This window comes from Mongoliibacter sp., assembly GCF_007692705.1.
Lineage (GTDB): Bacteria > Bacteroidota > Bacteroidia > Cytophagales > Cyclobacteriaceae > Mongoliibacter.
In genome coordinates this window covers 1-3,023 of record NZ_REBN01000154.1, presented here as the reverse complement: position 1 = coordinate 3,023, position 3,023 = coordinate 1, and the positions used below count along the sequence as shown (strand labels likewise).

2 protein-coding genes are annotated in these 3,023 nt (G+C 37.6%); both read right to left on the bottom strand.

Features of this window, described 5'->3' with window-relative positions:
* Positions 1–1,111, bottom strand: a 1,111-nt coding sequence (locus tag EA341_RS09565) for a YDG domain-containing protein (RefSeq protein WP_293013419.1), incomplete at its 3' end; no start/stop codon positions are given.
* 572 nt (positions 1,112–1,683) lie between these two features.
* A partial coding sequence (locus EA341_RS09560) for a hypothetical protein (protein ID WP_293013416.1) occupies positions 1,684–3,023 on the bottom strand: 1,340 nt, incomplete at its 5' end.

Genomic DNA, 3,023 nt, shown 5'->3' with positions numbered 1-3,023 from the left:
CTATCCAAGTACCAACATTCGCTTCTGCAAAGGCAGCGTTTTCAACTGAAACGTTTACAACGTCTCCGCTGATCAAATCCTCCGTAGGAACACTTCCCTTTGCTTCTGCATTTGTACTTCCGTCATAGGTTTTGGCTTGTGCAATTATCGAAGCGGTGATTTCTTTTGGATTAACCGTCACAGTCGCAGGCTCAGATATTACTTCTCGACCATTCGCATCATTAACCCTTACGCGAAACCTCAATCCAGTATTTGATACAATTGGAGTTTCAAATTCCAAAGTTGCTGTTTTAGACCCTGAAAATCCGCCTTCAAAATCAACTGCGAGATCTTCAAATCCGAACTCATTTATAAATAGTTGCCATTGATAGGAGAATGGTTCTGTACCGGAAGCCTCAACACTAAAGGAAAGACGCTCTCCATAATTGATTGTTAAATCCTCCGGCTGCTTGGCTATCGCAAGAGGATCTTCAACAGTAATGCTTACTTCCTTGAAGGCTGCATTGAAATTGGCTGTCCCAGCGGCATCTACACGTAACGTACTTTGTCCAGCATTTAATATCGTACCTGATGGCGGATTGTAGGTCAATTCACCTTCTCCTGTAGTCAGGGTTGCATTCAACTGGTCAGCACCCAGAGCGGTACCGAAGGTGATGTTTGCAGGGTTGGCCCAATTAATGATTTGATCGGCTTTATTTACGGTTAATGTAGCCACACCGTTTGAGGTCACCTCTGTATTACAACCTGTTAACACCACACGGTATTTTCTTCCAGATAAACTGAAAGATGGTTTTAATAGAGTTAGTGTTGTAGAAGTTACTCCTGAGTATATCCCTCCGTTTGAGAGGGATGTCCAAGTATCATCGTTAAATTCTTGCCATTGAATCAAGGAAACATTACCAGATCCTATAACTTTAAACTCAACATCTTCTCCATAAGTGATTGTTGCACTTGACGGCTGATTTGTTATCGAAGGCGTAGTGCATGTAGAGCCACCATCCCCGTCACCACCATCAAATCCACTGCCGGGCGAAATAACTCTTCCTGGTGATGTTTGGGCATGTGATACTTGGGCTACAAGGCACAAAAAAAAGAGTAAAATTGTTTTCATACGGTTATTATTTTTGGTTAAAGAAGAATGAGATCGGTTGGTAAGGATTATTAATTCTTTTAATCTTGTAATGCTTCAATTCGCTTTTCGAAAATGAAATAAACAATAAGAATGAGTGTCAGGACGACTAAAATCCACATGATCATTGTCCAATCTTTTTTCCTACTACTCATTTTGATTAAGAGATTTTTATTGATCGAAGAACTCAGTAAATTAAAGACAAACAAATTTTTTGAGGCGACAAAATGCTGACAAGTGTATTTAAAAAATATATAAACACCGGACAAAGACTGGACAAGTAAAAATTAAAAACCTAATATTCAATTACTTATAAATTAAATCCAGTCAATAGAACGAAAGGTCTTGACCCAAGAAGTTTTTCGATGTAGGACTAGCTAATAAACCTTTATTTAATAGACTTCATTCTTTCAAAAAAATTGAAGTAGTTTTCACACTAACGATTCATTTAAAATCTTAAGCCAATCAATGACCTTTTTTCTGCCCATCGAGTTGTACTAGGATTTATCCTATCAAAGTGGATATAAAGATTTAGTAAAAATAAAAGACGTGCATCAAATGTCCGCGATGTATTCGTCAAGATTGGAATCGGATCCTATTTGAAGTCTCTGCCTTAGGCGTTGACGGGTTTTATGAACGCTGTCCACTGAGATACCCAACATAGCAGCCATTTGTTTGCTACTTAATTCCATACGTGTAAGCGCAGCCATCCGCTGTTCAGCCAGCGTGATACCAGCTGCTCCTTTTTTGAGATTTTGGAAAAAATTTGGATAAATTTTATCAAAAAGTGACTTGAATTTCAACCAGTCATCCTCTGTAAGTATGGTTTGCTGGCTTAATTCCGAAATCAACTGCTGTTGTTCTGAAGATTGGATATTGCCATTCAGTTGTTCTTCCAGTTTTTCGATTAGACTGGTTTTTTCTATAATATTGCTGGTAAAGCTTTTTATGCGTTCTTTAGCAGACATTATTTCCTGTTCCATCAGCATTTTTTCACTTTCAGCCTTTTCCAAGGCTATCTTGGTTTTTAATCTTCTTCTATTTATAACCAAGAAAACGATTAAGGACAAAGCAATAATAGTTGCTATCAAACTATTTCTAATAAATAGCTGCTTCTGTTTTTCTTTATTTATTTTTTCAATTCTGTAACGACTCTCTTCACTTTTTAACCTCGCAGCAGAAATGTCAAGACTGCTGGTTGCAATTTCTTTTTCTAACGAATCATTTAATGATATAAAGCGGTCGCTGAAGTAAAATGCACTGTCAAAGTCACCCATTGCCCTATATATTTGACTGAGGGTGAAGTACGTATCACGGAGATATCTGGCGTTCGGCCAAAGACCCAAAAGATGGATAGCTTCCTTTGCTTCAGCTAAAGCGCCGACCTTGTTTCCTCTTGCCAGATTTGCCTGAGCCATCCATTGGGATGCGTTGGCAGCTTCGTTATATGCACTATCGTACAAACTGTATTCAAAATCAGTTTTGAACAAAATCCTGGCTGAGTCATAATTATTTTGGGCATAAATAATCTTTCCAACATTTCCCAATACTTTAGCCTCCAATACATTATCCTCATTTTCTTTGGCAAACTGAAGCGCATGCTGCCAATAAAAAATAGCAGAATCATACTCATTTTTATTATAAAAGCTGCTACCTATTGTATTGAATGCACTTATTTTGTCTTTGTAAGGATCTTCATATTCTTCTTCATAATTGAGTATCTTAAAAGCTGCTAATCCTTTTTTTGCGTATTCAATTGCTTCATCATATTCCCTTATCTGATGAAGTAAATCTGCAAGTTCGATATAAACAAAAGGTTCGACAGGGTAATTTATCTTTTCAAATTGATCCACACCATTTTTGGAATACATGACAGCCCAAGCTGTTTCACCAA